Annotated in this window: 25 protein-coding genes; 13 read left to right on the top strand and 12 right to left on the bottom strand. The window is 62.3% G+C overall.

Annotation, left to right across the window (positions count from 1 at the left end; translation table 11 throughout):
• Window positions 1–356: 356 nt before the first annotated feature.
• The 7 genes from B5Y19_RS25015 to B5Y19_RS24990 all read left to right on the top strand — a co-directional run bounded on the left by B5Y19_RS25015 (window position 357) and on the right by B5Y19_RS24990 (window position 6,680).
• Window positions 357–710, top strand: coding sequence for a hypothetical protein (locus tag B5Y19_RS25015; protein WP_055730739.1), 354 nt, complete (start codon window positions 357–359; stop codon window positions 708–710).
• Window positions 711–833: 123 nt separating this feature from the next.
• A complete protein-coding gene (locus tag B5Y19_RS26270) occupies window positions 834–971 on the top strand; it encodes a hypothetical protein (protein ID WP_176168728.1) in 138 nt (45 codons plus the stop codon).
• A gap of 572 nt (window positions 972–1,543) precedes the next feature.
• Window positions 1,544–2,503 carry a class I mannose-6-phosphate isomerase gene (locus B5Y19_RS25010; protein ID WP_055730738.1) on the top strand — a complete coding sequence of 320 codons (960 nt, stop codon included), beginning with the start codon at window positions 1,544–1,546 and terminating at the stop codon, window positions 2,501–2,503.
• A complete protein-coding gene (locus tag B5Y19_RS25005; RefSeq protein ID WP_055730737.1) occupies window positions 2,500–4,767 on the top strand; it encodes a glycosyltransferase family 4 protein in 2,268 nt (755 codons plus the stop codon). The genes B5Y19_RS25010 and B5Y19_RS25005 overlap by 4 nt, the downstream gene beginning before the upstream one ends.
• Before the next feature lie 38 nt (window positions 4,768–4,805).
• Window positions 4,806–6,182, top strand: coding sequence for a glycoside hydrolase family 130 protein (locus B5Y19_RS25000; protein ID WP_079592345.1), 1,377 nt, complete (start codon window positions 4,806–4,808; stop codon window positions 6,180–6,182).
• On the top strand, window positions 6,179–6,409 hold the full coding sequence (locus B5Y19_RS24995) for a hypothetical protein (protein ID WP_055730736.1): 231 nt from the start codon (window positions 6,179–6,181) through the stop codon (window positions 6,407–6,409). Before B5Y19_RS25000 ends, B5Y19_RS24995 begins: the two co-directional genes overlap by 4 nt.
• A gap of 58 nt (window positions 6,410–6,467) precedes the next feature.
• Window positions 6,468–6,680 (top strand): hypothetical protein, encoded by a 213-nt coding sequence (locus tag B5Y19_RS24990; RefSeq protein WP_055730732.1) that lies wholly within the window; start codon window positions 6,468–6,470, stop codon window positions 6,678–6,680.
• 49 nt (window positions 6,681–6,729) lie between these two features.
• Here the strand turns inward: B5Y19_RS24990 and B5Y19_RS24985 are convergent, their stop codons facing one another.
• The 7 genes from B5Y19_RS24985 to B5Y19_RS24960 form a co-directional block, all read right to left on the bottom strand.
• Window positions 6,730–6,933: a DUF4167 domain-containing protein gene (locus B5Y19_RS24985; RefSeq protein ID WP_079592343.1), complete on the bottom strand. Its 204-nt coding sequence runs from the start codon at window positions 6,931–6,933 to the stop codon at window positions 6,730–6,732.
• A 12-nt stretch (window positions 6,934–6,945) separates the two neighbouring features.
• Window positions 6,946–7,101 (bottom strand): hypothetical protein, encoded by a 156-nt coding sequence (locus B5Y19_RS26265; RefSeq protein ID WP_156367150.1) that lies wholly within the window; start codon window positions 7,099–7,101, stop codon window positions 6,946–6,948.
• A 233-nt stretch (window positions 7,102–7,334) separates the two neighbouring features.
• Entirely contained in the window at window positions 7,335–7,595 is a 261-nt protein-coding gene (locus tag B5Y19_RS24980; RefSeq protein WP_055730730.1) for a hypothetical protein, read from the bottom strand.
• A gap of 552 nt (window positions 7,596–8,147) precedes the next feature.
• Window positions 8,148–8,417, bottom strand: coding sequence for a DUF1488 family protein (locus B5Y19_RS24970; protein WP_061966613.1), 270 nt, complete (start codon window positions 8,415–8,417; stop codon window positions 8,148–8,150).
• Complete coding sequence (locus B5Y19_RS24965; protein ID WP_079592340.1) at window positions 8,414–8,701, bottom strand: hypothetical protein; 288 nt, start codon at window positions 8,699–8,701, stop codon at window positions 8,414–8,416. The genes B5Y19_RS24970 and B5Y19_RS24965 overlap by 4 nt, the downstream gene beginning before the upstream one ends.
• Before the next feature lie 8 nt (window positions 8,702–8,709).
• Window positions 8,710–8,835, bottom strand: coding sequence for a hypothetical protein (locus B5Y19_RS26650; RefSeq protein ID WP_280174414.1), 126 nt, complete (start codon window positions 8,833–8,835; stop codon window positions 8,710–8,712).
• A 376-nt stretch (window positions 8,836–9,211) separates the two neighbouring features.
• Window positions 9,212–9,466 (bottom strand): hypothetical protein, encoded by a 255-nt coding sequence (locus B5Y19_RS24960; protein ID WP_055730727.1) that lies wholly within the window; start codon window positions 9,464–9,466, stop codon window positions 9,212–9,214.
• Between the two features lie 978 nt (window positions 9,467–10,444).
• Between B5Y19_RS24960 and B5Y19_RS26260 the strand changes: the two genes are divergently transcribed.
• Complete coding sequence (locus B5Y19_RS26260) at window positions 10,445–10,600, top strand: hypothetical protein (RefSeq protein ID WP_156367149.1); 156 nt, start codon at window positions 10,445–10,447, stop codon at window positions 10,598–10,600.
• A 273-nt stretch (window positions 10,601–10,873) separates the two neighbouring features.
• Here the strand turns inward: B5Y19_RS26260 and B5Y19_RS24950 are convergent, their stop codons facing one another.
• Window positions 10,874–11,794, bottom strand: a complete 921-nt coding sequence (locus B5Y19_RS24950; protein ID WP_055730726.1) for a LysR family transcriptional regulator — start codon at window positions 11,792–11,794, stop codon at window positions 10,874–10,876.
• Window positions 11,795–11,902: 108 nt separating this feature from the next.
• Here B5Y19_RS24950 and B5Y19_RS24945 point away from each other — a divergent pair, with 108 nt between their 5' ends.
• The 4 genes from B5Y19_RS24945 to B5Y19_RS24930 are packed head-to-tail and all read left to right on the top strand — an operon-like array spanning window position 11,903 to window position 15,594.
• Window positions 11,903–12,964, top strand: a complete 1,062-nt coding sequence (locus B5Y19_RS24945) for a TRAP transporter substrate-binding protein (RefSeq protein WP_055730725.1) — start codon at window positions 11,903–11,905, stop codon at window positions 12,962–12,964.
• Between the two features lie 26 nt (window positions 12,965–12,990).
• Entirely contained in the window at window positions 12,991–13,581 is a 591-nt protein-coding gene (locus B5Y19_RS26255) for a TRAP transporter small permease subunit (protein WP_176168727.1), read from the top strand.
• A gap of 5 nt (window positions 13,582–13,586) precedes the next feature.
• Window positions 13,587–14,876, top strand: coding sequence for a TRAP transporter large permease (locus B5Y19_RS24935; RefSeq protein WP_055730723.1), 1,290 nt, complete (start codon window positions 13,587–13,589; stop codon window positions 14,874–14,876).
• Window positions 14,877–14,910: 34 nt separating this feature from the next.
• Window positions 14,911–15,594, top strand: coding sequence for an HD domain-containing protein (locus B5Y19_RS24930; RefSeq protein ID WP_197282508.1), 684 nt, complete (start codon window positions 14,911–14,913; stop codon window positions 15,592–15,594).
• 525 nt (window positions 15,595–16,119) lie between these two features.
• On the opposite strand, the gene B5Y19_RS24925 is transcribed toward B5Y19_RS24930, so the two are convergent.
• The 3 genes from B5Y19_RS24925 to B5Y19_RS24915 all read right to left on the bottom strand — a co-directional run bounded on the left by B5Y19_RS24925 (window position 16,120) and on the right by B5Y19_RS24915 (window position 21,110).
• Window positions 16,120–18,276, bottom strand: a complete 2,157-nt coding sequence (locus B5Y19_RS24925; RefSeq protein WP_079592335.1) for a S8/S53 family peptidase — start codon at window positions 18,274–18,276, stop codon at window positions 16,120–16,122.
• A gap of 35 nt (window positions 18,277–18,311) precedes the next feature.
• The gene (locus B5Y19_RS24920; RefSeq protein ID WP_244555721.1) at window positions 18,312–19,229 is read right to left on the bottom strand and encodes a phosphatase PAP2 family protein; all 918 of its coding nucleotides are present in this window, start codon (window positions 19,227–19,229) and stop codon (window positions 18,312–18,314) included.
• A gap of 240 nt (window positions 19,230–19,469) precedes the next feature.
• Complete coding sequence (locus B5Y19_RS24915) at window positions 19,470–21,110, bottom strand: tetratricopeptide repeat protein (protein ID WP_079592334.1); 1,641 nt, start codon at window positions 21,108–21,110, stop codon at window positions 19,470–19,472.
• A gap of 376 nt (window positions 21,111–21,486) precedes the next feature.
• Here B5Y19_RS24915 and B5Y19_RS24910 point away from each other — a divergent pair, with 376 nt between their 5' ends.
• Complete coding sequence (locus B5Y19_RS24910; RefSeq protein ID WP_055730718.1) at window positions 21,487–22,212, top strand: helix-turn-helix transcriptional regulator; 726 nt, start codon at window positions 21,487–21,489, stop codon at window positions 22,210–22,212.
• A 545-nt stretch (window positions 22,213–22,757) separates the two neighbouring features.
• Here B5Y19_RS24910 and B5Y19_RS24905 read toward each other — a convergent pair.
• Window positions 22,758–23,465: tripartite tricarboxylate transporter permease (locus B5Y19_RS24905; protein ID WP_176168726.1), on the bottom strand; the 708-nt coding region annotated here is incomplete at its 5' end.

The following is a 23,465-nucleotide window of genomic DNA, read 5'->3' as shown; positions in this document are numbered from 1 at the left end:
CTCCCCCGGAGTTGTTTGCAGTTCGGCTCTGCGCAATCGGCACCGCCTGTGTCCGGCCGGGCAAGGCGCCAAGTCGGTTAGAGCGCATGCTCTATGTTTTCAGCACTGGCGATGTCGTCACCGAAGGAGGCGAACCCCTGATGTCTTTGGATACGAAATTTTGTCTGATTGGAGGCCGGAATCGGCGCGATATATGAGTGTTACTCAGGTGAAATGGAGTTTATTCTTTCGCGAGGAGCGGAGAAAAAATCGCATTATTTCTCGATTTCATGAGAAAAATTAGCTGAGTTATTTTGGATTTTCATGTTATATAATTCTACGGGAGGATTTTCTTCCGCAAATCGGAAGGATTTTCCATGAAAATCCCCGCTGAAACCAAACCTGCCATCTGGGGCGCCGTTGGCGGCGCTGTTGCCCTTGCCGTTCTCGGCTTCACCTGGGGTGGGTGGACCACCGCTTCAACGAGCGAACGCGTGGCGAAGCTCAGAGCTGAGAATGCCGTTGTCGCGGCCTTGTCCCCGATCTGCGTGAGCAACTTTCAAAAGCAGCCCAATGCCGATGCCGCCCTCGCCGAGCTGAAGAAGATCAGTTCGTGGGGCCAAGGCGATTTCATCGCCAAGGGTGGTTGGGCCACGATGATCGGCAGCACCTCACCGGACTCGGCCGTCGCCAAGGCCTGCGCCGAAACACTCGGCATGTCCAAGACCTGAAACGATCGCAACGGCGACTGCCCTACGCAGCGACATCGCCCGCCGATCATGAACCATTCCGCGTGAGCAGCGCGGAAATGGTGGCGTTCATGTCGCCTCCCTGCTCGGCAAGCGGAGTTTCATATGGCCAAGGGACAGATGCGCGGCAATCGAGAAGCCAAGAAGCCTAAGAAGAAAAAGGAAATTGCGGCAGTGCCCGTATCTGCGAAGGGTCTTCCGGCAGCGCTCGAACTTGCGGGAAAGCCGAAGAAGAAGAGCTGACATGAACATTCTTAGCCGAAAAACCACGATTACGTTCAGGAAGCCGTTCAGACTGAGCGCGATAGACCATATGTAGCCTGCCGGCACCTACGGCGCGGTGGTCGACGAGGCGGAGATTCCAGCCGCCTCGTTCCTGGCGTACCGCCAGATCGCAACCTTGCTGCACACGCCGTCGCTTTCTTCGTGTGGCAACACCCAAATGTTCACGGTGAGCCCGGGGGCGAATTTGCCAGCGCGTTGGAGGATGACCTCAACGCTTTAATAGGACGACACCGGCGAGGAACCCACGCGCTGGCCTCCGCTGATCCAGCATACTGTATCCTGCGGCGGGCGCATTTGACGCCTCATCTCGGTCATCGCGCGCCTCGATGCCGCGTCGAACGGCTCGATCGCCTGGAAGATTGCTTCAAAACCGGAACAGCGGCTGGCGCTTTCCTATTGCGCGCTGGCCAGCCGACGCAGCCCGCGATACGCGATTGCTTGCGCCAGTGCCCCGCGAACCGCCGCTACTCAAGGCCGGCGCGCGACGATCCGTCGGTCGATTTCCGGCCGTACGAACTAGGAGCCCTATAATGGCGCTCGAACAAACCTGTATGGAGCTAATCCCTAAGCCCTGGGGATCGACAGATCTCCTTCCCTGGAGCGGAACGGGGCATCCCAGCATTCCGATCGGCGAACTCTGGTTCCAGCGCTGCGATAAGCACGCGCCGGAGCCGGCCTTGCTGCTCAAACTCCTGTTCACGCGGGAGTCCCTGTCGATCCAGGTGCACCCAGGTGATGCCGCTGCCCATCAGATGGGGCTGCCGCGCGGCAAGACCGAAGCCTGGTACATCTTGTCCGCGGCATCTGACGCCACAGTCGGAGTCGGTCTCAAGGCGGTAGTCACTCCGGAGCAATTGCGGGCTGCCATTGCCAATGGCTCGATCGCCCAGCTTGTCGCATGGCACAAGCCGCACGCGGGGGAGGTCATCGCCGTTCCCGCCGGGACGATCCACGCGATCGGTGCAGGCCTCGTGCTCGCCGAGATCCAGCAGCGCAGCGACACGACGTTCCGTCTCTTCGACCACGGCCGTGCCCGCGAACTGCACATCGAGCAGGGCGTTGCGGTGGCTCACACAGGCCCCACCAAACGAACCGTGCCGCCACGGCGCCTGGGCGACGTCCGGACCGTGCTCGTCGCAAACCCCTATTTCGTCTTCGAGCAGATCGACCTGCCTGCCGGATCGATCTGGGAGCTCGATGCCCGGTGCGAGACCTGGCTGGCAGCCATCGCTGGCGATGCCACGATCGGCGCTTTCCAAATCGGCATCGGCCGGGGCTGCTTCATCGAGGCTCAGAGCGCGCGCATCGTGCCGGGCGAAGCCGGCCTGTCCTGCCTCGTCGCCTATGACGCTGCGGCACCAAGCCGCAATCTCCTGCATCGGATCGATGGGGTCGGCATGCCCAGGTTTCGCGAGACGGTTTCACCTCCCACCGGGCCGCCGCAGGCCGTTGTGAGCTCGCCAGGTCCGTCCACGGAGGCGCAATCATGAGCCCGGCCAAACGCATCGCCTTCATCGGCAACTCGCTGCCTCGTCGCTGCGGGATCGCGACCTTCACCACGGATCTGCAGCAGGCGATCGCATCCTCCGATGTCAACACCTCCATCGTCGCCATGAACGACCATGCCGACGGCTACGACTATCCGTTCTCGGTGCACTGCCAGATCTCCGACCAGCGACTCGAAAGCTATGCGCATGCTGCCGATTTCCTGAACGAGGGGCGCTTCGATGTCGTCTCCCTCCAGCACGAATTCGGCATCTTCGGTGGTGAGGCTGGGAGCCATCTCATGGCGTTGCTGTCGCGCCTGACCATGCCCGTCGTCACGACGCTTCACACTGTCCTGGCCGAACCGAATGCTGCGCAGCGCGACGTGATGGAACGGATCGTCGACGCCTCGGCCCGTATTGTTGTCATGGCCGAGAAGGGGCGCGACCTGCTGCGGGCCGTCTATCGGCTGCCAGCGGACAAGATCGAGGTGATCGCGCACGGCATTCCCGAATTCGCCTTTGTCGAGCCCGATGAGGCCAAGGAACGGCTGGGCTTTGGCGGTCGCTCCGTCATCCTGACCTTCGGCCTGCTGTCGCCCAACAAGGGCATCGAGGTGATGATCGACGCGATGCCCTCGATCCTAAGGCGCCGCCCCGACGCGATCTACGTTGTTCTCGGCGCGACGCATCCCCATCTCGTTCGTGAACGTGGCGAGTCCTATCGCGAAAGCCTGATGTCGCGTGTGCGCGAGCTCGGGGTCGAGGACCACGTCGTCTTTCTCGACCAGTTCGTCGATCAGGCGACGCTGCTCGGCTTCATCTCGATGTGCGATGTCTATGTCACGCCCTATCTCAACGAGGCGCAAATGACGTCGGGCACGCTGTCCTACAGTTTCGGGCTGGGCAAGGCCGTGGTTTCGACGCCCTATTGGCACGCTAGGGAATTGCTCGCGGACGGGCGCGGCATCCTGGTGCCCTTTGGCGATGCCGTCGCCATCGGCAACGAGATTGCGGGCTTGCTGACCGATGCGCCCCGGCGTCAAGACATGAGGCTGCGCGCCTATGCGAGCAGCCGCTCGATGACCTGGGAGCGAACCGCGAAGCGCTATCTCGCCGCCTTCGAGACGGCGCGCCGGGGACGCGTGCTGAATGCCGTCGCGGGCTCAAGTCAGCCGAGGGCCTTGATGGCAACGGCACCGCCGCCCGAGATGCAGACCGGCCACCTCCTGTCCATGTGCGACGATACCGGGCTGTTCCAGCACGCGGTTCATTCCGTGCCGGACCGCTCCCATGGCTATTGCGTCGATGACAATGCCCGCGCGTTGCTCCTCGCCAGTGCTTTGAATGGCACCGGCGAGTCGCGATTGCCGGAAACCCTTACGACGCGCTTCACCTCTTTCGTCCAGCACGCCTGGAATCCCGATCGACGACGCTTCCGCAACTTCATGAGTTTCGAGCGGCGCTGGCTCGAGGAAGCCGGGTCGGAAGACAGTCACGGACGCTCGCTCTGGGCGCTCGGCGTCTGCGCGCGCGACGATGCGAGCGCTCCGCGAAGGCAGTGGGCTGCCGCACTGTTCGCCGAGGCCCTGCCCATCATTGAACGTTTCAGCTCACCGCGCGCATGGGCCTTTGCCTTGCTGGGCCTCGACGCTCATTGCACCACCGTGGTGGCCGCATCGGTGCGTACGCTTCTCGCCGACCGCCTGCTCGGCCTGCTCGCGACGGTCGAGACGCCGGGCTGGATCTGGTTCGAGGATGGGCTCTCGTACGATAACGCGCGCCTGCCCCAAGCGATGATCGCGACGGGATTGGCGATGAAGGTGCCGGCCTATGTCGAGGCCGGCCTGCGCTCGCTGCGTTGGCTCACGCATCTCCAGACGACGCCGACAGGCCTGTTCAGGCCGGTCGGCTCGGAGAGTTTCGGCGACAGGCGCAGCCCACCGAAGGTTTTCGATCAGCAGCCGCTGGAAGCGACGGCGACGATTTCCGCCTGCCTCGCAGCCTGGCGGGCCGACGGCGATCCGCAATGGCGCAACGACGCCGCGTGCGCATTCGCCTGGTTCCTGGGCGACAATGATCTCTCCGTGCCCCTGGTCGACCTGGATACCGGCGCCTGCCGTGACGGCCTGCATCGCGATCGACCGAATGAGAACCGCGGTGGCGAATCCGTGGTATCCTACCTACTCAGCCTCGCCGAGATTCGCCAGCTTGCCCGCGTCAGCGGGGATCGCCCGAAACTGGCGCCGCTTCGGGCCTTGCACGCCTGAGCCTTCGGCGACCTTTCACAAACAGATCGGCGGACGTCTTGTCCCAGCCCAGTTTCCTGAACCGACAGACCCTGTATCTGCATCCCGATCCTTCGCGGATCGTCGTGCGCCGGTTCGGCCCTGCAGGCGAGCCACGGCATTTCGATCCTGCCGAGAAGGCCAAGGCGAACCATATCGTCAACCGGGTTCTATCGCTCGCCCCAGAAGCGGCGGCGAATCTGCTTGCAGAGGTGCTGGAGAATTTCAACGGCCGGCATCGCAATCTGCTGGAGCGGTTCGAGGCGCGCGCCGATGAGATGGAGGATGCCTTCGCCGCTCACGGCGCCTTCACCAAGGTCCAGCGCCAGCTGGTCGGGGCCTATTTCCTGCACGAATATTCGTTCGAGGCGGCAGCGCTCTTCAACCCAAGCATCGTCCCGCATCCCGACCAATCCGGCGCTCCCGCAGGCGGGCTTCGCTTCATCCTCAGCGTTCGCGCCGTCGGAGAGGGGCACATCTCGTCCCTGACGTTCCGCGCCGGGTCGATCGCGGCCGATGGGGGCGTCAGCGTCGACCCGACCTCGCGCCTGGCGACGATCGCCACCCTGCATAATCGGATGGCCCGGCTCGATGGCGAGGATGTCGAGGTTGTTTTCGCTGCTGATAGCGACGTCAGCGAGCGGGTGATCTTTCCCGTGACCGCATGCCAGTCGAACGGCATCGAGGATGCGCGCTTCGTCGCGTTCGAGGAAGATGACGGCATCGTATATCGCGCCACCTATACGGCCTATGACGGCAGGTCGATCCGCTCGGAGCTGATCGAGACCCGCGACTTCCTGTCGTTCCGGCTGTCGCCGCTACGCGGCTCCGCCGCCGTGAACAAGGGCATGGCGTTGTTCCCGCGCAAGCTGGGCGGTCGCTACGCAATGATCTCCCGGCAGGACAATGAAAACCTCTACCTGATCTATTCGGATGATCTCCTGACCTGGAACGGCGGAGTCGCCATCCTGAAGCCGCAGTATCCGTGGGAGTTCGTGCAGATCGGCACCTGCGGTTCGCCGATCGAGCTCGACGAAGGCTGGCTGCTCTTGATCCACGGCGTCGGGGCGGTGCGAAAATACACGATCGGTGCGGTCCTGCTCGACAAGGCGGACCCTTCGAAAGTTCTGGGGCGCCTGCGCCAGCCTTTCGTCCAGCCCGAGTCCTCGGAACGGGAGGGCTACGTACCGAACGTCGTCTACACCTGCGGCGCGATACGCCACAGCGACATGATCGTCCTGCCTTATGCGGTCTCGGACACCTTCTGCCATTTCGCCACGGTGAAGGTCGCAGCACTACTGGAAGCGATGGAGCCGGGCTGCGCAGTCATAAATGCGCCCGGCAAAGACAAGCGGCCTTACGCCGGACAACCCACTCTCGAAAGCGAAAAGCCATGACCGAACGTCCCATCAAGGTCGGCGACACCGTACGCCTGTCGTTCGGCTTCGCCGATCGCTCTGGAGAGGGCGATTACGAGATTATTCGCGTGATGCCGGCGCGGGAGAGCGGTGAGCGTCATTACCGGGTTCGAGGCATCGACGGCCGCGAAAGGGCGATCGGTCACAACCAGATCATCGTTTCAAAAGCAAAGGCCAAATCGCCGGTATCCGGCTCTCAAGGATGATCCAGAGCGACGACCGGGCGGAGCGGCAGCTGTAGCCGCCCATCAGGAGGAAAGCAGAATGACCGAGCATTCAAAATCCCGGACCCAGGCGGAGGCTGCGTTCCTGAAGACGCAGACGCAATCGCTGTCGCGGAATCGCCTTCTGTCGGAGCCTGAAAGCCTCAACCAGGAGCGCGACGCGAAGACAGTCCGGCTGAAGGAACAGCGGCTGCGCAAGGAGGCTGATGAGCGCGCAGGCGGCGCTACAGTCCCATCGAAGAATCTGCCGTGAAGCCGCTGAGCTCTCGACGCGGCATCGCGATCGTCGATCGTCAGCCCTGCTAAGCGGCTTCGTTGTTCAACAGGCGGCGATAGTGATCGGCCTGCTGATAAAAGCGCTCGGCTTCAACTTTGTCACCGATCATTTCCGACCCGCGTGCGAGGGCGAGCGTGCGCTCGTATCTTGCCTGAAGGTTGGGCGTTCGCGGTGCCTCGGCCAGGCCCCCTCGATTCTGAGGGCGCCGCGCGCGATGATGCAAATCCATGGTTCTTTTCCCTTAACCCAGGATCTCAGCGACGATCTCACGCAATTCAGCGCGTGAGAGACCGCCGGAAACGGGTTTGCAGATCGGTGCGGGGAGCGGAGACACGGGTGCCGGCGCTGCCTTGCCGATACGGTGTTCGTTTTTGGTCTTGTCGATGGTCTTGTTCATATGAATTCCATGGCGCGCGGCTCGGCCGCGCGACGTGTCAGGCAGCCGGCACAATGCCGGCAGCGGATGCCGCAAAGCGGCGAGCGATGTCGAAAGAGAAAAGAAGTCGGGCAAACCGCGATTTCGCGATGCCAGCTAAGCGACTCCGTCGATCATTTGTTGTTAGTCGATCATTGTGGCCGTTTGACGTCCCTGCGAGGCCACATCGACCGGGAGCGTGCGGCGCCTTTCTTTCAAGCGACTTGATTGAACTCCGGCAACGGGCGCCCCACGACCGCCATGTAGCGATCCGTCCAGTTGGTAACGGCAAGCTCGATTGCTATGCCGCCTTCGCATTGAAGAAGGATTTTGTAGGAGAACTCGCTCGGATCGGCAGTTTCCGTATCGCAGATCAGATATCCGACCCAATGATGCTCCTGATGCGTGCCAAACTGATATTTGGCGTGCAGCCTTCGGCCACTGCGTAAAGTGACCGACCCGGTTCCGTTGAGCATGGTTTGTGTCTCCGTTTGACGGCGTGACAGGCGCCGCGACGGTCATTTCCAGGAGCGGTATGGAGACAACTGTAGCTGAACAGAGCGCCCTTTCGCTGGACATCGCAAGTCACGTTTCGGGTACGAAGGAGAATCTGCAGGTGCTGATCTCGATGAATGCGACAGCGTAACAGCCGAAGCTTGGTTGGCGGCCGGAGCCGCGATCACGACATCACGTCCGGTTTGCGTAGGGAGGTACGTCCACGAGCGTCCCGATGAGGCGGAGCAAGGCCTTTTGCTCGGGACGGTCCGCCTTTCCGGAGGCGAGGAACGCTCCCAACTCGATATGCGACAGCTGGCCGCCTCCTGGACCGTTCGGTTGATGGATCACGAATGCTGCACCGCTCGTCGGCTCCCGCCCCAGAAACCAGCAGTCGCCGGTGGGATTGCGATATAGCTCTCGCCGTTCGCTCATGATGTCGCGCTCCTGCGATTGACGATGGCTGGACAAACGCAAGCCTACCCGCTGCACTCGCCGGTCGATACTCGCCGCCGGTAGTCACCCCGCTATTGCTAGCGGAAGGCGTCGGCCGAGAGCCGATGATAGCCCCCGCGCTTTTTCAGATAAGCGGAGCGAGCGGCCTGCAATATGGCTGAGCGATTGAGGTCGAATGCGACGAGGAACGAGCCCTCGCTGCCGTCGATGACAGCGGGGCTTAAAGTCCGCAGAACGTCGAGCTCGATCTGGAACATCACTTCCAATGACGCTTCAGAGCCCCAGAAGCTCACGCAGCCGCGGCCGGGTTCGTAACGCCGGATCGAGTTGGGAAAGTCGAGGCTCATGACCTGCGCCCTGTGCCAAGACGCACCAGCTCAGCCTGATAGGCATCGACATGGCGCCGCTTCCGCTTCTTTTGCAGCCAGATGCCAACGGGAAATGCGATCAGCGAGCCAACAACAATCAACGACAAATGGGGGATCAGAGGCACGTCATAAAACCTGCCCGCTCCCCACATGCCGACGAGGAAAAGCGCCATGCCGATCATTCCATAGGTCGGCGACGACGCCTCCGGCGCCGGAGCATAGCCAGCGGCTGCAAGCCGAGCCTTTTCCAGGTGCGGTTCCATGGGAAACATCATTTCAGGACGAGTGCGAAAACCAATGCGAACGCGGCGATGAGGCCACCATGCGCGATCCAAACCAGATAGCGATCTGCGGCCCAAACGCGATAATTGAACCAGTGTCCGGAAATATTTGTCATGGCTGGGCTCCGTTTGGCCCAGATCGGGGCGCTTCGCGCAAATTCTCTGAAGTAAAATCCCGATGCGTTTCGAGACTGCCTTAAAATGGTGTGCGCAGGATAAACTTGCAAGGCAAGGAGAAATTATTTCCATGCTGACGACTATGGCCGCGTTCCGCTTCTAGCTGTCCTGAACCAGCGACGCTGGAATCGATCTGTTACACCCCATCGGAACGATTGATTTTGCGGTCCGCTGAGGACTCGGCGCGTTGCAGTCCGATTTTGCGCTCCCGGTTGTCCGGGCCGGGCTGGTGTCGGTTCCGTAGAAGCACCCCGCGGCCGGGATGTGTTCGCCGGTGAAGGGTTTCAACACCGGCCAACGCTGCCGCGTTTAGTCTCAAAGCGCCCTAATCTGCTCTTCAAATTCCTCGGGAATCGAGCCGTGGCGTGCCAACACAGAAAGCTCGCTCACCTCACCGGTCTCGTCGTCCGCAACGACGTGGATGACAGCCAAACCCTCGGCCGTTTTGCTCAGGCGCTCACCTTCATTGAGCGCGTGATGCCGGCTCTTGGCTGAAATGCACTGGCTGGGCACCAAGCGCTTTCGATGTGTCTTGAACGGCTGGAGGAAGAACGTGTCAACGTTGGCCATGGCTTGGTTCTCCCGATGTGCTCTGTTCTCATGCGCGAGACCCAAGCCATGTCACCCTACGGGCCATGAAGAGTGAGGTCGAGCAATCTTCCTCCGGTTAGGAGCTATTGGGACGGGCCTCCATTTTGTCGCCTGCAACGTTCTGGCCGGCGGTGCGGCAGCCTGCCAAATATCGAAGTGGCTTGGCATCTCGTTGTGATCGTTCGCCAGCTCCCGGAGGTGCTGAAACTCCTCGCGCTAGTACGACGGCAATGCGACCGTGTACGCCTCGACTGTCGATTTCTCTGGTTTGGCCGATGTCCGCGTGCGACGCGGAAACTGAGAATGCTAGCCGCCCGAACGGAGTAGTCGGCTCGCACCCCATTCATACGTCGCTGACCGGAAATCGATAACTCAAATGGAGGCATGGTCGTGGGGCGAAGCGACCGCAAGGCAACCGATAGCGGTGAGCCATTCCAATGGAGTTCAGGTATATCCGAGCTTCGTCTGTTAGCGCGACCGTGGTGCTCGTTCGCTTGGCCATGCGATCCGCCGTCTCGCATACGTCGGCCATGGTGGGGCTAAGCCCAGAAACGGCTCCGGTTGCGTCTCGGACGGCCCATTCTGGACCGGCTCGGCAGATAGTAAACTTGCGTGCCGTATGAGCGATCAAGCTTGGCCGAGCGAGCCTTCCAATCAGAGGCGCACAGCATTCCGGCCCAAACAGGGCGAGCGGGAGCGTCCCCTTGGCAATAGAGAAGACGCCGTTTCCGGCTCCATAAAGCCCGATTGCAACCCCGACCGGACCGAGGCCGAGCGCCATCAGCGCCAGACCTATCGCGATCGATCCGAGTGCCGCGCTGATGGTCCAGAGGGGGGATGCTGCCCTCCGCCTGCCATCGCGATCACCCGGTCACCCACCTGCGCCGGCCCGGCGAGCGCGCCTAGCACGACGGCGGCAGCAAGGCCGATCCCCTGCACCTGGAGCAGTGTCAGTAGGTGAACACCGACGATGGCGCCGATCGCGCCGCCGATCATGACGATCCCCGAGAGGAGCAGGAATCACCCTGCACGTTGGTGGCGAGAACGAGAGCGAAGATCACAAGGCTGGGAATGATCGCGACATGGGGCGAGAAGAAGAAATTGATGCCTTGAGTCGCCATTCGGCCACCTCGTCTCGTCGGGCGTGGCGCTCGGCGTCCTGCCGGCTTGCTTGATGGGAGCCGATGTTAGGGCCGTTCGGGTCAGGGTCCTGCGCTCGGTGCCCGATCTGATTTCATGGTCGAGTCTATACGAGCTATCCGGAGGGCGGCCTGACTGCGCCGGCGAGCGCAATGGTGAAATCGATCCAGAAGGCGCTGGAGGCGACCGACTACCTCAAGGTCGATGGAGCGGGCTGAGTGGCTACAACTGAATTCAATCAGCGGGCTAGCGGGGCTCAGCGCGCTGTGGCGGCAGCAGGAACGGTACCTGGCTCAGGACCCGCTGCGCTGCGGCGATGACTGCTTCGATCTCGGCCGTCGCTCCACCGATGCGATGACCGGCGCAGACCGCGGCATGGGGGAACTCGGGCACCGAACGCAGCTTGACGACGGCTCCGCTCGCGAGGACGGGTTCCATCAGTTTCACGGGGAGGAAGGCTGCGGCGACGCCCTCCTGGACGAGATGGGCAATGACCATCTGGCCGGTGCAGAAATCGAGCCGCCTGGGCCTCACATCAGCTGCGCTAAACCAGTCGGTGATCTGCCGATGCATGGCGGAGGGAGGAGGATTTGTCAGGATCTGACAGTCCTGCAGATCGGCTGGCCGTACGATCGGTCCAAGTCGCAGGCTCTCGGCCGCGACCCACGCCGCCTCCTGACGCCCGAGCTCGATTAGCCTGAGGGCCGCCCCGTCGCTGGGATGGACCAGGAAGGCGACATCCAGGCGGTGCTCGCGCAGCTCGTCTTCGAGCTGCGTGCTGGTTGCGACCGACAGTTCGAGGCGCAGCAGCGGATGGAGCGCAGCGAGGTCCTTGAGGATCCTGGGCAGGCAGGCGACCGCGAAGGTTTCCGGCATGCCGAGCTTCACCGTGCCGTGCAGCGCACCGGTCGATCCCGCCCGCTCGCGCATGCGCGCAAGCTCCTCGATGATCGATATGGCGTGCCCGAACAGCTGCTCCCCATCGGGGCTCAGTCTCAATGTTGCGCCGGACCGTTCGAAAACCCTGACGCCGAGCTCGTCCTGCAGCGATTTCAGTCGTAGCGAGAGCGTGGGTTGAGCCAGGAACAGGTGCCTGGCTGCGGCCTGGACCGAGCCCAGCCGGGCGGTCCAGACGAAAGCCTCGAGTTCAGCAATCGTCGGGCGCATTTAAAAATCCAATGTTATGAAGCAAGATAGTCCAATTGGATTTGTGATTGCAATGTGGCTTAGGCTGCGCGCCAGAAGTCGGATAACCGACCCTTCAGGGAGAGCACGATGCAGCGATCGATCCGGATTCTGACGATTCTCGCCGGCCTTGGCTTGTCAGCCATGGCAGCGCAGGCCCAGGATTTCCCTAAGATCAATCTCAAGGTGTCTGGCGGAAACCAGACGCAGAATCTGTTTCAGAAGGTCTACAAGCCGTTCTTCACGGAAACGCTCGCGGCGAAGACCAACGGTGCGATCACGACGACATTCGGATCGCTGGAAGAACTCGGCCTGCGTGGGCCGGAGGTGCTGCGGCTGCTCCGCCAGGGCGTGTTCGACATCTCCGAGGCGACGATGAGCTACATGGCGGGCGAGGATTCCCGCTTCGACGGCCTCGACCTGCCCGGCGTCACCGTCGACATCGCCACCCAGCGCAAGGCTGCGGACGCCTTCCGGCCAGCTCTCGCGAAGGCCCTCGAGACGAAATACAACACCAAGCTCCTGAGCATGAGCCCGGTCGCGGCACAGATGTTCTACTGCAAGGGGGACATAACCGGCCTGGACTCGCTGCGCGGCAAGGCGGTGCGGACCTTCAACCGGGCGATGTCTCAGATGGTCGAGGGGGCCGGCGGTTCCTCGGTGAACGTGCCCTTCGCTGAAGTCATCCCGGCCATGCAGCGTGGCGTCGCGCAATGCGCCGTGACCGGTACCTCGGCCGGCAATACCGCACGCTGGTGGGAGGTGAGCGATCATCTCTACGCGCTGCCGATGGGATGGTCGATGACGTTCTTCGGTGCCAATCTGCGCAGCTGGTCACGTCTGGACGAGAAAGCACGGGCGTTTCTCGAACAGCAGTTCGCCGAGCTGGAAGACCGGATGTGGGCACAGGCTGGCAGCGACCTCCAGGACGGCGTCAATTGCAATACCGGCCTCGGCCCCTGCAAGGACGGCATCGAAGCCAATCCCAAGATGAAGTTCGTCACCGTCTCCGATTCGGACAAGGCGGCCGCGCAGAAGATCCTGCGCGAGCGCGTCCTGCCCGATTGGGCCAAGCGCTGCGGTCCCGAATGCGTTGCCGAGTGGAACGCGACCGTCGGCAAGGTCGCGGGCGTCGAGGCGGTTGCGCCGTAGCGCCGCAGACGGGCGAGGGCATGGACATGGTGAGGTTTCACGCACCCGTCGCGGCCATCTCGGTATGGATGGCCCGCATCGGCGGCCTGATGCTCGTCGGATCTGCGGTGGTGATCACCATCGAGATCCTGGCGCGCAAGGCGATCCACATCCCCTTCAGCGTCGGCACGGAATTGTCGAGCTATGCGCTCGCGATTTCGGCCAGCTGGTCGTTCAGCTATGCGCTCCTGAATCGAGCGCATGTGCGGATCGACGTCATCAGGAACTGGACGCCGCCCGGCATCCGCATTTGCCTCGATGTTCTCGCACTCGGCACGCTCGGCGCGGTCGCGTTGATCCTCGCCTGGTTCGCCTGGGATACGGTCTATGCTTCCTGGGAGCTCGGCGCGCGGGAAAACACCTCGCTCGGCACCTTGCTGGTGATCCCGCAAGGCCTCTGGTTCGTCGGGCTCCTCTGGTTCGCGCTGGTCTGCGTGGAGCAGCTGGGCTGCGTTGCCCTGGCCCTGATCCGCGGAGACGAAGTCGCAGCCCGCGCGATCGTCACGACGCCGGATGTCGCCGACGAGATCGAGGAGGCGCTCGACGCCGTCGATGCTCAACCCGTGATCCCGAGATAGCCGCCATGGTCCCGACCTCCCTTGGCCTCCTCATCGTCCTGCTCGGGCTCAGCATCCCCGTCGGCGCTGCGCTCCTGCTGCTGGCGCTCTCGCTCGGTGCCGCGTTCTCTCCGATGCCGATCTATCTCGCCATGGGTGAGGTGATCTGGTCGGCCTCGACCAACGCCATTCTCGTCAGCGTGCCGCTCTTCGTGCTGCTCGGCGAGATCCTGCTGCGCTCGGGCATGGCCGATCGCCTCTACGGCTCGATGAGCCACTGGCTCGCCTGGCTTCCCGGCGGGCTGATGCACGCCAATATCGGGGCGTCGATGGTGTTCGCCGCGACCTCCGGATCGAGTGTCGCGACCGCCGCCACGATCGGAACGGTCGCGACCCCGGTCATCAAGTCCTATGGCTATGGCGAGCGCCTGTTCCTCGGCACGGTGGCCGCGGGCGGGACACTGGGCATCCTGATCCCGCCCTCGATCAACCTGATCATCTATGGCTGGCTGACGCAGACCTCGGTGCCGCAGCTCTATCTCGCCGGTTTCGTGCCCGGCATCGTGCTCGGCCTGATCTTCATGGCAACGATCCTGATATGCTGCCTCATCCGGCCGCAATGGCGCGGGCGTGCGATCGAAACCTCCTGGAACCAGCGTATCGCCAGCCTCGGCGGGCTGGTGCCGCCGGGGATCATCTTCCTGATCGTGATTGGCAGCATCTATGCCGGCTTCGCGACGCCGACGGAATCGGCCGCGCTTGGCGTGGTCGTCGCGATCGGGCTGGCGGCGATCAACCGCAGACTCTCCGTCAGGATGATCCTCGAGGCGCTCGACGGGACGATGCGGACATCGGCGATGATCATGCTGATCGTCGCCTCGGCCTTCTTCCTGAACTTCGTACTGTCCGCGATCGGGCTGGTCGGCGCGCTGAACAGCTTCATCACCGGGCTCGGGCTCGGCCCGATGGGAACGCTGGTCGCGATCATCGTCTTCTACCTGATCCTCGGCTGCTTCATGGAGCCGTTGCCGATGATGATCGTGACGATCCCGATCATCGTTCCCGTCGTGGTCCAGGCCGGGTTCGATCCGGTCTGGTTCGGCATCATGGTGGTCCTGCTCTGCGAGACCGCGATGATCACGCCGCCTGTCGGGGTCAATCTCTATGTCGTGCAAGGCGTCCGGGGGCGGGGCGTCATCAGCGACGTCATCCTCGGCGTCCTCCCCTTCATCGGCAGCCTGCTCGCGATGATCGTCCTGATCATCGCCGCGCCCGACATCGTCATGTGGCTGCCGCGCCTGATCGGCGCGCAGTGACCATCGTCCAACGATCTGCAATTCGGAGAAGAACGTGACCTATCCGCGAACGGTATCGCTGCGTGGCAAGTCGATCGAGATCACGCAGGTCAAGCGCGCCGCCCGCGTGGCCGAGATGCCGGAGATCGACTGGATCGAGGACCGTGTCCTGCGCGACAAGGTCATCGACGCCTGGGTCGCCGCGCTCGAAGCCCATGGCTTCACGCAGATCGGCGAGATGAAGCCCTCGGGGAATTATGACTCGATGCCGCTGCTGACCGGCACGCAATGCGACCATATGCGTTCGGTCTGCCGCCTGGCGGTGAAGACGGCCGAGGAAATGGCGGCCCTGTTCCCCAATTTCCGCTATGATCGCGACATCCTAATCGCCGGCGCGCTCTGCCACGACATCGGCAAGGTCTGGGAGTTCCAACCGGACAACGTCAAGCGCTGGAAGGCCGATCCTTACTGCGTCGGCTTCCCGTCGGTTCGTCACCCTGGCTATGGCGTCTTCATCTGCTTTTCCATGGATCTGCCCGAGGCGGTGGCGCATATCGCGGCGGCGCACTCGGCCGAAGGAGAATTGCTGGAGCGCAGCCTCGAAAACACGATCGTGCATTGGGCCGATGTGACATTCTGGAAGACGGTCGAGGCTGGCAGGCAGTTCGCAGCAACTGACACATGGCTGGAGGGCCTGACCGGCGGCGTCAGCGGTCAGCCGAAATCTGCGGCGCGCTGACAGATGCATCGCAAGGCTAAAATCGGGCACGAAACTGCTACGCCTGATCGGCCTGGGGCGCTTTTCGTCAGCTCTTGTGACGCGATCGCCTTCCTGATGCGCGCTGATAGGCTTCGGCTGGAAATCCGCGTCCGGCGCTCTGAAACTTTCCCACCTGCCCCGCGACGTCCACACTGCCGGATCGGGTGATTTCCGAACGCGTCGCAAAGGGAGAGCTTGTCTCGCTTCAGGAAGGCTACGCTGCTCCCGTCGAACGCGGCCACGGCGCCCATCCGGTCTGGCCCAGGAATCCGCCGGCCCGGACCAAGGCCTTTGCCGAATTCCTCCAAGGCGCCCTCCGGAGCCGCCTTGGGCAAGCCTAGCGCGCTTGGGTACGAATGTCCGCTTCCGGGCGGGGGCCCAATGTCTGCTCATGGCGCTTCAGGCCCGCTAGACTGCTTCCGCCAATGCCCGTTTCACATGACCTCGACTGGGCCTTGGCCAGCCCGAGCAGTCGCCGATTTCGAGCCATGAAACCGTCAGTACCTATCCCTCTCTTCCAAGCAGAGCGTGCCCAAGCCTCGTTTGACTGATCGAGTCCTGTGGCGCGGGGCGTAACTGCCCATCGAGCAAGCGCACAAGCTCATGTCCTGCGCCACAATCGCTCGGCACGTGGGCGGGTCTGCGTTCTGTCAGGTACGCAATTGCGGCCGCGCGGGCGACCTGTGGTGCTGCCACGCTCGTACCCGACATCCGGAACACGGCACCGCTGCGGGCTCCGGCAGCAAGTACGCCTTCGAGTGCTGAAGATGCGTCGGAGGGAGCGGACAGGTGAACCCGCCCCGAGGCTGATTGATGCGTCGCATCGCGGCCAGCAGCGCTGTACAAGGCGGCGCTCCGACTCGTCGCCACAAAACCTCCGACTACCGTCACCGCATCGTGGGTCGCGAGGCCGTTGAGGCTCCCGAACCGACGGACGAAAACGCCGACGGGATTGTCTCCAAGCGGCCGGTGCCCTGAGGCATCAAATGCTTTATCGCCCGGGTCATCGAAATAGCTTTGCCGCGCACCAAGGGCATAGCCGAACGGATTGATATCTCGCTGGATACGACAGGTGATTGGACCATGCTGAACCACGTCGTGCAGATGGCCGAGCCGCACCGTCCAGGTTCCGGATGAACTGGGCGGCAACGTTGGATTGTCCGGCACGGTCGGCGCCAACGCCAAGACGAAACGCCAGAGGGCCTCGTCATCACCGGTCCGGTAGCACTCAACACTCACTTGACCGATCGGATGCTGGCAGAGCGCGCCGGGAAGCATCAGATCTACATGTCGTATGGTCAATCCCGAGCGGTCGATTGGGCCGTCATAGATCACACGACTCACAGGGTCGGTAATCGTGATGGAAACGCGGTCGGGCACCGCTCCTTGCGGCAACCAGATCTCAAGATAGTTCGATGTCCGATCATTAGGCTGCAGACGCCAGGGGATGTCGAACCCACGGTCGTCTCCCGAAAGCTGATCCGGGGTGATCTCTCCGTGGAGACTGCTCAGGAAGTCATTGCCCGCGGGCATGATGAGGTGGGTCGCGCCACCTCGTGCGATGCGCCGACGGATGAGCGACCGCAAAGCCCGCTCCAGGCGCTCGCCACCATGATGGGGGCCGGCATTGAAGCCGTAGCTGAAGTTGATGAAGAGGGGCAGCGCGCGCCCCTTCCCGAGATAGCGCTCGGCTATACGATCCGCACGGTCGAGGATGTAGTGGAAGGCGCTGAGAATAAACGCGTCCTTCCCGAAGCTGGCCGTTTCGATCGTAGCCGGGGCAGGCAATTGCACGGCGACAACCCGCAACGCGTCGAGGCTGCCCGCCGGCGGAACGGGACGGCTCGGGTTCGGCTTGCTGCCATGGCGGTGACCGGCGGCGGCGTCCAGCACGTGCGCACCATGCGTCGCCAGGTGGTCTATAGTCGAGCCTGCATAGACCCCCCGATCGGGTGAGGCGTGACGATAGAGCAGATCTTCATCATGCCCACAGGCTTGGATAAGCTTGTCGATATCGTCACTCAGATACTCCTGCCCAAACAGAACCGTCGGCTCCCTGACCTCCTGCGCTGCTCCTTGCAGCCAGCAGAACTCCACCCGCGTTTTGCCGGCGGCATCCCTGAGGTTTTCATGGGCAAACGCGATGCCGTCATCGATCACCGCCATGATGGCCTCCGGCGGGACAGTCGCCTTGGGACAACGTGCGTAGCGTTCGGTGATATTGTCCGGACGGAAGCCGAGATGGACAGCGGAACGCGGGATCCGGGAGTTGAAGCAAATGCCCGTGTCCTGCTTTCCAAGCCGCTCCGTTTCTCCCGGCCTTAGCTGAGAGCAGGCAGCCGCGAGATCGCGCAGTCGATCAGCTCCGGTAGCGCTGACCGGCTCGCTCACGTGCAGCACGATCGGACAGAACACCCGTCCAGGTTTGCCGAAGGCGGCGGACCAAAGCGTGGGCAAGAGGACTGCCGGCTCCTTTTTCGACGAATCCTTGTTTTCCAGCCCTGCTATCATCGAATGTGGCTTCGTTCCTGCCGGCCATTCCGCAGCGGCGGCCATGAACGGGCTATCGGCGATGGTGGCGCCTGCATACGCATAGTCGGCACCGATTCCGTGTGCCCAGCGCTCGTAGGGGCCGATCAATGCTGTGAGATCATCGGACATTGGAAAGCACCATGCGGGTCTGCATCGTCACCACCTTAGGCGAGCCGAAACTCGTCCAGGCTTTTCTCCCACAGCCAGTCGAAGAGGCTGCTGCGACGGACGGGGACCGCACGACCGTCGGCATCGCGGGAGAGCCCCGTGATGTTTGGATCAGCATGAGCCGCTGGGACGCCGGGCCATAGATCCGGCCTGAAAGCGCTTACAGCAAAGTCGATATTCCGAGCGATATACGTTCGCGGGGTGACATTGGCTGCTTTTACACCGCAGAGCGCCAACACAATCTGCCCCACTACCTCGCCCAACGCCGCTCCCGCCCAGCTATCGATTGGAAAATGCACGCCTGCCACGGTGCGATTTACCGCAATCCGCTCGGCCTGCTTGAAGACCAACCTCACCAGCTTCTCGGTAGACGGGTAGTGTTTCAGCGACTTTACCGCCTTGAGCAGCCCCTCGATCACGGTTGCGACCGCGAACGCTTCAGCCGCATGCGCGCTGGGGAAAGTCGTGTGGCCGGGCGTTGAGATCATTGGCATTACCGTCGTCCCGAGCCGATCCGGCCGTCGGCACGCAAGATGGTGCTTGGCAACCATCGCGACATGGGAGGTGAGGATCTGCGTGGCGGCGATCAGCTCAAATGTGAACCGATTGCGTGCGGCATTGAGGCCGAGGATCATCGCGAAATAGTCGATCGGATATCCACGTTGGGTCAGGATCTCTGCCGACCGTTCGCCACGAAGATCCATATAGTCCCGCACTAGCGCAACCTGCTCTAAGAAGAGCGCCATCGGCGGCCTGTGCAGCGAGAGGAAGGTCGGCCTCTGCCATGAGAAGGAGACGACGCCGACCCCACTTCGGGCTTCTGCTTTCCAGTCGAGCTGGCGCATGAAGTCGCTGAGATAAAGCGATGCGCGCACCCACCCTTCGAAGCCTGCCAAACTCTCAGGATCGGACATCCTCAAAGAAGCTGGCGCCTCAGCCTCTTCGCGACCCGCGGCGTGCATGATGGCTTGACTGCTGATGAGGAGACCTTGGGCCGTCAGCGGATCGACAGGGGCGCCACCAATGAAAGAGCCGAGACCGGTGAGGTTAGTCCCCCCCGCGCCACCGGTTCCGCCAGTCCCGCCCGTTCCACCGGTCCCCCCCGTGCCGCCCGTTCCACCAGTGCCCCCAAGTAAAGACATGTCCGCTCCCTCTCACGGAATTCCGGCGGCGCGAAGAGCTGCCGCCGCATTTCGACCGAACTCGAATTCAGCTGCCGGATGACTGCGCTGGTATCCCGAAACCGTAAAGTCTGGCTGCCGGCGCAGAAGTTCTTGACCAGCAACGATTGCCTCCTGTTTCCTCCCGAGACTGTGCAGAGCAACGATTTTTGTGCGCAAGGTCGACAAATGCCGATCGTTTTGGCCCAAAGACCGATCGGCTAAGTCGAGGGCACGCTGATGATCGCCCATTGCGAGATGCGCAGTTGCATTCAGCGAGTCGTAAAAATAGCCGAAGGGATCGAGCGGCGAGAGCCTACGAGCACGCTCCGTCGCCTTTACCGCGGCCTCTCCCTCATCACGGAAGGCGTGCAGGGCGCCCTTGAGAAGCCAGGATAGGCCCGCGTTTGGGTTTCGCTCCAGCGCAGCCGAATAGCGGGCATCGGCGATATCAAGGCGGCGCAAGAGGTTATTTTGCGCAAAGCCGTCGATCGTCAGGCCGAACGCGTTGCCAGGCTCCAGGTCCAACGCATGCGCCGTGCAGTCGAGAGCATTCCGTGTCTCCCGCGCTACATCCGCGCTCCAGCCATTGAACACGCTGAGGACGTACCACTTTCCGAGCCAGGCATGGAGTTCCGGCGTATAGGGTGCTCGGCGTGCAGCCTCCTCAAGAAGTTCGCGAGCGCGGGCGAAATCCCGCAGCGTCGAGCGGTGCATGAGCGCGACGCCGGAGATTAGGAGACTATGATCATCGATGGCCGCTAGCACCTTACTCCGGGCATAGACGAGCGCCTGTTCAGCAATCGCGGTTCCAACAGTGGCGACGATTGCCGCAATGCCGTCGGTTGACCCATCTAGGAAGCGTTCGGCTGTTTGCTCGAATTGACGCGTCCAAAGGATTCGCCCTGAACGTGTATCCACGAAATCGCAATCCAGAATTAGGTTGCCGGCCAATCGCCGAAGCGTCCCAGTGACGCAGTAATCTGCCTGCAAGACGCTGCGCACGGCAGCTATGTCGATCTGCGTCGACGCCAAGACCCGACAGGACAGATGTGAGATAACCGCGAGCAGATGGGAGCGGCTGAGTGACCGGCAGATCTCCTCCGCGATCCAGTCTCCCAAGACACTCGTCGGATGCTCGCCGTCCAAGGCACGAAATGGGAGAACCGCCACGACTGGAAGCAGCGGGGAGAACAGTTCCTGGCTGCCTCTGAACAGCGCCGCCAATTGCCCGGGGTTCTGACGGATGCCTGTCACCCATGCGACGAAGCCCGGCTCCCTGATGTCGAGGCCCTCTAGAAATGGGCCGGACGCAACATGCCCGAGAAAGCGCACCCGAGAGAGGTCCAGGGAGAGGTCGGCGTTGCTGCCGACGATCAATTGCTCGAAGCTCGTCCCCATGATGTGGCGGAGGTCTGAAAGCGCCCGACGGAGACTCTGACGACCCGTGTCATAACAGGTCGCCCCCCAGAGCGTCTCCTGAAGGAAAGCTCGCGTGCGGCGCCCAAAAGGAGCCGTTGCGAGCAGTGCAAGCAAGGCTCGGTGCTTTGCGCCGGACACAACGAAGCCACCGCTTACGGTTGACGATACCGCGCAGGCTCCGAACAGGTTGATCTGCAGTAACTCCCCCTGCATGACGCAGTATCCCGTACGCACAGGCCGAGCTTATTGTAGCGCAGGAATTGAAGCCAATCTGTTTCACAGTTTTTTCACGCGCAGGCTGGCGCTGAGGCAGCTAGCCTCGCCATCATGTCAAACTCGCTCAAATCAACAGTTCTTAGCGGCGCCCCGACCAGTTTGGCCGCCCCACGCGATCTCGCTGATTTCTACCTGCGATGGCCTGAATTCCGGATCGTCGCCGCCGAAATCATCGAGCGCCACACCCTCAGCACAACCGAGCGAGAGGTCATGATGTGGCTGTTGCGGCTCGCAGATCGGGTCGGGCCTCGAGATCTCGTCTAGCCATGTGTCCTGAGCACGGCTCGTGAACCTAGCAAAAGGAATCTGCAAATTGGGCCTGACGCTGATCCAGTTTCCTGTGGGGGAGAAGAGAGTCGATCCACTGCGGCAGAGGATCGACGAGTTGCAGTGCGAGGTCGATCGGCTCACAGCCGAGCGAGACGAGATGCAGGGCACGCTGAATCGGCTCGCCTTGGGCATCGTGATCCTCGATCGGAACATGTGCGTCACCTTCGCCAACGCCAGTGCCAAAAGTATTCTGACCGAGAGCGACGGCGCAGCCGGTCTCCAATTGGGGCGGTTCGTTGCGCGCTATCCGCGCGATCATCGGCGGCTCAAGGAATTGGTCAAGAGCGCGGTGCAGGAAAGAGGTGTTGCAGGTGAACCCGAAGAGGCCAGTTTGATTTTGCACGGCGTCGACGGTTCCCAGCTCGTTTCGGCCTATGTGATGCCGACGTCGTCCTCGTTTGATACTTGGTCAAACGATAGAGTCGCGCTTGCCTTGCGACGGCTTGAAGCAGCGCCGGATCTGGCTAGATGCGTGAAGCAAATGTTCAGTCTGACCGATACCGAGGCCAAATATGCCCTGGCTCTTGCCCGCGGTCTCACCTTGGCTGAAGAGGCGCGAGCTCAGAGCGTTCGACTATCGACAGCGCGTTCTCACTTGGCGCGGATCTTTCAGAAGACGCAGACCCACAAACAGAGCCAACTTGTAGCGCTGCTAAGTTCTGGCGCACCGGCGTTTCGATCAATCTCGGCTTTGGGCACTGTATCGTAGACAGATTCAACGCCAACAAATGACCAGTTGGCTGCTTGGCCAGAATGTACGGACGATCTGGTCGACCATATCGTTCCATTGAAGGTTGATGCTGAGGCCCACAGTTTCTGCGCAGGGGCCTATCCTCTGGAAATGCTCGCATCGAAACTGCGACGCAAGCGCCGAAATCGTCACTAGCCGACCCATTTCCACCACACTCGATTGAGATAGGCGCCGGACCGTCGGGGCTGGGGGGCTTAAGGACGATCCGGCGCGCTCCGAACGGGCATTGACCTCCCGCTGCGGATTTGACGGCGTACGGAGGCGCGCGCTTGCGTCCGAAATGCGGCAAGCCAGGGTATTCTAAGAGACAGAATAGCCCGAACTGCCTCAGCCAAGCCGCTGGCTACTCGGCTCCGAGGGGACGCTACCGACGTCGGGAACGGACCATCTTCGCGCTTCACAACGACACTTCGAAATGGTCGAGAGCAGATTCTCGCACCATTTTTGCAATGTCTGCTTCTAGGTTGCACCTCAATGTCTGGAACTGGCGCATCATGTCACCCCTAGGCCGCCGCCACCACCCGCCTGCGCCCCTTCAGCCAGTCGCGCGTCCAGGAGAACACCGGCCAGAGCAGTGCCGCGAAGGTCATCGCCGCCAGCACGGACGAGACCGGCCGGTCGAAGAAGGGCAGCACCGAGCCGTCCGACTTGATCAGCGAAGTCACGAAGTTCTGCTCCACCATCGTGCCCATGACGATGCCCAGCACCATCGCCGCGACCGGATAGCCGTTCTTCTCCATCACGAAGCCGAACACGCCGAAGAAGGCGACGCACCAGACCGCGAACAGGTTGTTGCCCGCCGTCGCGAAGGCGCCGACCGCGCAGAAGATCATGATCACCGGCATCACCGCCGAGCGCGGCGCGCCGACGACCTTGCTCGCCAGCCGGATCATCACAATGCCGAAGGGGATCATGATGATGTTGCCGAGGATGAAGATGATGTAGAGCGCGTACATGCTCTCGGCCTGGCTGGTGAACAGCGTCGGCCCGGGGTTCAGCCCCTTCATGTAGAGCACGCCGATGGCGATCGCGGTGATGGTGTCGCCGGGGATGCCGAAGAGCAGCGCCGGCACCCAGCCGGAGGCGAGCGAGGCGTTGTTGGAGGCGCCGGCCTCGATCAGCCCTTCCGGATGACCGGTGCCGAACTTCTCCGGCGTCTTCGAGAAGCGCTTGGCCATGGCGTAGCTGACCCAGGCCGCCATATCGGCGCC

The sequence above is a fragment of the Allobosea thiooxidans genome (assembly GCF_900168195.1).
In the GTDB taxonomy this organism is placed as follows: Bacteria; Pseudomonadota; Alphaproteobacteria; order Rhizobiales; family Beijerinckiaceae; genus Allobosea; species Allobosea thiooxidans.
Note: the sequence above shows the minus strand (reverse complement) of the source record. Positions and strands in the feature narration are given on the sequence as shown.